The sequence below is a fragment of the Knoellia aerolata DSM 18566 genome, from assembly GCF_000768695.1.
Classification (GTDB): Bacteria; Actinomycetota; Actinomycetes; order Actinomycetales; family Dermatophilaceae; genus Knoellia; species Knoellia aerolata.
The window spans coordinates 1-6,037 of the sequence record NZ_AVPL01000100.1 but is presented as its reverse complement, the minus strand read 5'-3'; the positions used below and the strand labels follow the sequence as shown (position 1 = coordinate 6,037).

Here is a 6,037-nt window from a genome sequence, read left to right as displayed (position 1 = left end):
CCGCCCCACCCCACCCCGCCCGGCCCCGGCCCACCTCGGCGTTGCGTCTGCGGAAACGGCTGCTCCAGCGACCCCTTGCGCAGACGTTGCGGGGCGGGCCGTCGTCGTGGGGCCGGCTCGGGGTCAGCTGGTGTAGGGCTTGGCCGACACGATCGTGACGTCGATCTTCTTGCCGTTCGGGGCCGAGTAGCTCGCCGAGTCGCCGGCCTTCTTGCCGTTGACGGCGGAGCCGATCGGGGACTGCTCGCTGTAGACCTGCAGCTCGGGGTCGGCGATCTCGCGCGACCCGAGGAGGAAGGTCTCCTTCTCGCCGAACATCTCCACGGTGACGACCATGCCGGGCTCGACGATGCCGTCGTCCGCCGGGGTCTCGCCGATGATGGCGTTCTCGAGCAGCTGGGTCAGCTGGCGGATGCGGGCCTCCATCTTGCCCTGCTCCTCGCGGGCCGCGTGGTAGCCACCGTTCTCCTTGAGGTCGCCTTCTTCGCGGGCGGCCTCGATCTTGGCGACGATGTCGGCACGGCCGGGGCCGGAGAGCTGCTCGAGCTCGGCCTTGAGGCGGTCGAACGCCTCCTGGGTCAGGTAGCTCGTCTTGACGACGGTCTCGCTCACTGAAGTTCACTCCTTGGGTGCCCCCGACCGGGCGACGGGCGCCGCTGGGCCAGGGTTTGGTGGTCCTACGTGAAAGGGCCCGGGGCCGGAACCGTGCTGGTCCTGTGGCCCCAGACCCACTGGTGCAAACACCCAGTATAGCCAGCCTGCCGGAGGACCCGGTCCGCTTCGCCCGTCGAGCGGACCGCGGGAGCCGGCCACGCCCGGGTCGCAGAGGGAGTCAGGGGGTGCGGACGCACGAAGCGACGACGCCGGTCACGGCCCGCGCACTGGTGCGGACGGTCACCTCGCGGTGGACCGAGCGCGCCCCCGCCGGGACGTCGTCGGTCACCGTGCCGACGCGTGCGTGCCGCACGTCCTGGGCCTCGACGGTGCAGCGGACCGCCACGCCGTCGGGCCGGTGGACGTCGTAGCCGACCGTGATCTCCGAGTCGGAGACGACGTTGTAGGTCGTGACGTCCGCCCCCAGCGCGTTGGCGGAGGCCAGCCCGAGCCACACGATGACCGCCACGGCGGCGGTGATGCCGACACCGCCGACGACCCACCACCGGGTCGTGCCGGGGGCGGGGCGGGGCAGGGGCATGGACGGTCCTCGGGTCTGTCGACAGGGCTGGCGCGAGGTCCGAACCCGGAGTGCGAAGATGGAACGAGTCCATTGTCGCCTGTGCGGCCCACCGATCGCGAAGGACCCCTCCCGTGGCAGAACGCCTGCGCCTCATGTGTGTGCACGCGCACCCCGACGACGAGTCCAGCAAGGGCGCGGCCGTCATGGCGAAGTACGTCGACGAGGGTCATGACGTCCTCGTCGTCTCGTGCACCGGCGGCGAGCGCGGGGACGTGCTCAACCCGAAGCTCGCCGACGACCCGCACATCATCCGCGACCTCGCCCAGGTGCGCCGCGACGAGATGAAGCGGGCCCAGGAGATCCTCGGCGTCCAGCACACGTGGCTGGGGTTCGTCGACTCGGGGCTGCCGGAGGGCGACCCGCTCCCGGCGCTGCCCGACGGGTGCTTCGCCCTCGAGCCCCTCGAGGTGACGACCGAGGCCCTCGTGCGCGAGATCCGCCGCTTCCGCCCCCACGTCATGACGACGTACGACGAGAACGGCGGCTACCCGCACCCCGACCACATCATGTGCCACGACGTGTCGATGGCCGCGTTCGAGGCGGCCGGCGACCCGACGGCATACCCGTCGGCGGGTGAGCCGTGGCAGCCGCTCAAGGTCTACTACAACCAGACCTTCAGCCGTGGTCGTGTCGTCGCGTTCCACGAGGCCCTCACCGCACTCGGTGAGGAGAGCCCGTATGCCGCGTGGCTCGAGAACTGGCCCCCCGAACGGGAGCGCACGGTCACCACGCGCGTGAGGTGCGACGAGTGGTTCGACCGGCGGGACGCCGCCCTGCTCGCCCACGCGACCCAGATCGACCCCGACGGCAGCTTCTTCAAGGTCTCGCGGGAGGAGCAGGCGCGGGTCTGGCCGTGGGAGGACTACGAGGCCGGCCTGTCCTACGTGCCCATCGCCGACGGCGAGGACGACCTCTTCGCGGGGCTGCCGAGCGACGTGGCGCAGGCGGACGCGCTCGCGACCTCGGGCACCCTCACCCTCGCCCACGACGGACGCAAGGAGCGCACCGCATGATCGCCGCACTGCTGCCACTCTCGCCCAGCCCCAGCCCCAGCCCGGCCGCGGACCTCACGCCGAGCCAGCAGGCGGCGCCGGGGCTGTGGGCGTTCCTCGCCTTCGTCTTCCTCGCCATCTCGCTGTGGCTGCTCATGCGCAACATGAACGCCCGGCTGCGGCGGATGTCCTACCGCCAGAAGGCCGCAGAGGCGGCCGCGACGGCGGGCGAGTCAGACGCGGTCGTAGAGCGCGATCGACGCGGCGATGTAGTGGGTGACGAAGGCGAGGATCGTCAGGCTGTGGAAGATCTCGTGGAACCCGAACCACCGCGGGGACGGGTTGGGGCGCTTGATCCCGTAGACGATCGCGCCGAGGGTGTAGAGGATGCCCCCCGCGACGACCAGGGTCACCACCGTGGTCCCGGCGTGACGGAGCAGCGGCCCGAGGAAGAACACCGCGACTGAGCCCAGGGCGACGTACACCGGCACGTAGAGCCATCGCGGGGCGTGGACCCACAGCAGCCGGAAGGCGACGCCGAGCAGCGCACCGCCCCAGACGATCGCGAGCAGGGTGCGCATCTGGTTCGTCGGCAGGAGCAACGCGAAGGGCGTGTAGCTGCCCGCGATGACGAGGAAGATGTTGGAGTGGTCGATCCGCTTGAGGGCGGTGCCCCACCGGGGTGACCAGTCGCCGCGGTGGTAGACGGCCGACATGGCGAAGAGGAGCACGGCGGTCATCGTGAAGACGGCAGCGGCTGCGCGCGCCTCGACCGTGTCGCCGAGGACCACGAGGACGAGACCGCCGACGAAGGCGATGGGCGCCATGGCGAGGTGCAGCCACCCGCGCAGCTTGGGCTTGACCGCCTCGAGGACGGCGTCGACCCGATCCTCGATCGCGTCGATCGCCTCGAGGGTGCGGGGTTCGCCTCGTCTGCTCATGATGGGGACCACGATACCTACGTCTGCGTAGGTTCGGAGCCACGAGAAGTGCCCTTCCTCGTCGGCTCGGCCCCAGCGGTACGGTGACAGCATGGCGCTCAGCGATGTCCTCTACACGGCATACGAGCGCCGTCTGGCCAGGCAGCTGGGCCCCGAGAGCGTCCCGCGCCACGTCGGCGTCATGCTCGACGGGAACCGGCGGTGGGCCCGGGCGCGCGGCGCGGGGACGAGCGAGGGCCACCAGGCGGGCGCCGACAACATCGCCAACCTCCTCGGGTGGTGCGAGGAGGTCGGCGTCGAGGTCGTCACCCTCTGGCTGCTCTCCACCGACAACCTGGCCCGCGAGGAGAGCGAGCTGGCGCCGCTGCTCGCGATCATCGAGCGGGCGGTCGACGCGCTCGCCGACACGGGCCGGTGGCGGCTGCACACCGTGGGGGCCCTCTCACTGCTCCCGTCGGGGACGCGCGAGCGGCTCGAGGCCGCGGTGGCCCGCACCAGCGCCGTCGACGGGATGCTCGTCAACATCGCCGTCGGCTACGGCGGGCGCCGCGAGATCGCCGACGCCGTGCGCTCGCTGCTGCTCGAGCACGCCGACCGGGGGACGACGATCGAGGAGCTCGCCGAGCTGCTCGACGTGGAGCACATCGCCGAGCACCTCTACACCAAGGGTCAGCCCGACCCCGACCTCGTCATCCGCACCTCGGGGGAGCAGCGGCTGGGGGGCTTCCTGCTGTGGCAGAGCGCCCACTCGGAGTTCTACTTCTGCGAGGCGTACTGGCCCGACTTCCGCAAGGTGGACTTCCTGCGGGCGCTGCGCGCGTACGGCGAGCGGCACCGACGCTTCGGCTCCTGAGCGGCGCCAGGCCGGCCAAGCCCCGTCCCACCAGGCGCACACGTCCCACCCGCCCCACCCGTCGCGCTCCGTCGGGTGAGCACCGCGAGAAGGCCACCGACACGCCGCGCGGCGTCCACCCACCCGGCCACGACCCGGTCGTAGCGTCGGGCCCAGCGCGTCACCCCGATGCGCTACGGGAGGCCCATCGCATGGAGCACCACGCTCCGGAGGAGGGACCCACCCGGCTCCCTGCTCGTGGCAGTGGGCCGAACGGGATCCACACCTTCGAGTCAGCGCACCGCTGAGCGTGCGCGCCTAGGAGCCCCACCGTGGCCACGACCTCGCGATCCACCGCTTCCGCCCCGCCCACGACCGCCGGGAGCCCCCGGCAGCGCACGCGCGAGAGCGCCACGGTCGCCGAGACGGCGATGCTCACGTACGTCCTCGACACCTCGGTCCTGCTCTCGGACCCGCGAGCCATCTTCCGGTTCAAGGAGCACGAGGTCGTCCTGCCCGTGGTCGTCATCACCGAGCTCGAGGCCAAGCGCCACCACCCCGAGCTCGGCTTCTTCGCCCGGACCGCGCTGCGGCTGCTCGACGACCTGCGGATCTCGGCCGGTCGCCTCGACGCGCCGGTGCCGGTGGGTGAGGACGGGGGCACGCTGCGGGTCGAGCTCAACCACACCGACCCCTCGTCGCTGCCGGCGGGCTTCCGCCTCGGCGACAACGACACCCGCATCCTGTCCGTGGCGCGCAACCTCGCCAACGAGGGGCGCCTCGTGACGATCGTCAGCAAGGACCTGCCCATGCGGGTCAAGGCGTCCGCCTGCGGGATGGAGGCGCAGGAGTACCGCGCCGAGCTCGCGGTCGACTCCGGCTGGACGGGGATGGACGAGGTCGAGGTGACCACCGAGGAGATGGACCGCCTGTACGAGTACGGGCGGCTCGAGCACCTCGCCGCCGCGGAGATGCCCTGCCACACCGGGCTCAAGCTGCTCTCCCCGCGCGGGAGCGGCCTGGGCCGGGTCGGCGCCGACAAGCAGGTCCGCCTCGTCAAGGGGGACCGCGACGCCTTCGGGCTGCACGGCCGCAGCGCCGAGCAGCGGATCGCCCTCGACCTCCTGCTCGACCCCGACATCGGCATCGTCAGCCTCGGCGGGCGGGCCGGCACCGGCAAGTCGGCCCTGGCCCTCTGCGCGGGCCTCGAGGCGGTCATGGAGCGGCGCCAGCAGCGCAGGGTCGTCGTCTTCCGCCCGCTCTACGCCGTCGGGGGCCAGGAGCTCGGCTACCTGCCCGGCTCCGAGTCCGAGAAGATGAACCCGTGGGGGCAGGCGGTCTTCGACACCCTCTCCGCGCTCGTCTCCCGCGAGGTCGTCGAGGAGGTCCTCGACCGCGGGATGCTCGAGGTCCTGCCGCTGACGCACATCCGCGGCCGCTCGCTCCACGACGCGTTCGTCATCGTCGACGAGGCCCAGTCGCTCGAGCGCAACGTCCTGCTCACGGTCCTCTCGCGGATCGGCCAGAACTCCAAGGTCGTCATGACCCACGACGTCGCCCAGCGCGACAACCTCCGCGTCGGCCGCCACGACGGCGTCGCCGCGGTCATCGAGAAGCTCAAGGGGCACCCGCTCTTCGCCCACGTCACGCTGACCCGCAGCGAGCGCAGCCCGATCGCGGCGCTCGTCACCGACCTGCTCGAGTCCGAGCACGGGGACCTCTGAGCCGCCGCCACCCCTCCCGACCAGCCGGTATGCCGTCCGCCCCCTCGTGGGGCGGGCGGCTCCCGGCCGTCCGGGGCCCGTCCCCTTCCCGTCCCGGTTTGGCCCTCGGGGGCCGGTCGCGTAGATTAGGTCTCGATTTGGTAACGCAGCCCGACTGCTTCGTCAGTTGGGCTGTTCTGCGTCCGGGAAGGGACACGTCGTATGAGCAGCAGGTACCGCGGTCAGCACCGTGGGCGCCACGCGCGCCCGTCCGAGCGAGCCCTCGCGCGGGCCGTCGGCGTCGCCCGGCGCCCGGCCGTCACCGCCGGCCT

The 6,037-nt window shown here is 72.0% G+C and carries 6 protein-coding genes; 3 read left to right on the top strand and 3 right to left on the bottom strand.

Features of this window, described 5'->3' with window-relative positions:
• Nucleotides 1–123: 123 nt before the first annotated feature.
• Both greA and N801_RS18315 read right to left on the bottom strand, forming a co-directional pair.
• On the bottom strand, nt 124–612 hold the full coding sequence (greA, locus tag N801_RS18320; protein WP_035940749.1) for a transcription elongation factor GreA: 489 nt from the start codon (nt 610–612) through the stop codon (nt 124–126).
• 220 nt (nt 613–832) lie between these two features.
• A complete protein-coding gene (locus tag N801_RS18315; RefSeq protein ID WP_035940748.1) occupies nt 833–1,195 on the bottom strand; it encodes a DUF4307 domain-containing protein in 363 nt (120 codons plus the stop codon).
• 113 nt (nt 1,196–1,308) lie between these two features.
• Here N801_RS18315 and mca point away from each other — a divergent pair, with 113 nt between their 5' ends.
• On the top strand, nt 1,309–2,250 hold the full coding sequence (gene mca, locus N801_RS18310) for a mycothiol conjugate amidase Mca (protein WP_035940747.1): 942 nt from the start codon (nt 1,309–1,311) through the stop codon (nt 2,248–2,250).
• Nucleotides 2,251–2,462: 212 nt separating this feature from the next.
• Here mca and trhA read toward each other — a convergent pair whose 3' ends face one another.
• Nucleotides 2,463–3,170: a PAQR family membrane homeostasis protein TrhA gene (gene trhA, locus N801_RS18305; protein ID WP_035940751.1), complete on the bottom strand. Its 708-nt coding sequence runs from the start codon at nt 3,168–3,170 to the stop codon at nt 2,463–2,465.
• 91 nt (nt 3,171–3,261) lie between these two features.
• Between trhA and N801_RS18300 the strand changes: the two genes are divergently transcribed.
• The gene (locus N801_RS18300; RefSeq protein WP_035940746.1) at nt 3,262–4,023 is read left to right on the top strand and encodes an isoprenyl transferase; all 762 of its coding nucleotides are present in this window, start codon (nt 3,262–3,264) and stop codon (nt 4,021–4,023) included.
• A 410-nt stretch (nt 4,024–4,433) separates the two neighbouring features.
• Nucleotides 4,434–5,726 (top strand): RNA 5'-3' helicase PhoH2, encoded by a 1,293-nt coding sequence (gene phoH2 / locus N801_RS18295; RefSeq protein ID WP_035940750.1) that lies wholly within the window; start codon nt 4,434–4,436, stop codon nt 5,724–5,726.
• Nucleotides 5,727–6,037 lie beyond the last annotated feature (311 nt).

Coding starts and splice junctions, on each gene's coding strand:
- N801_RS18315 (WP_035940748.1), bottom strand. CDS start 1,195: ATGCCCCTGCCCCGCCCCGCCCCCGGCACGACCCGGTGGTGGGTCGTC.
- trhA (WP_035940751.1), bottom strand. CDS start 3,170: ATGAGCAGACGAGGCGAACCCCGCACCCTCGAGGCGATCGACGCGATC.
- N801_RS18300 (WP_035940746.1), top strand. CDS start 3,262: ATGGCGCTCAGCGATGTCCTCTACACGGCATACGAGCGCCGTCTGGCC.
- phoH2 (WP_035940750.1), top strand. CDS start 4,434: ATGCTCACGTACGTCCTCGACACCTCGGTCCTGCTCTCGGACCCGCGA.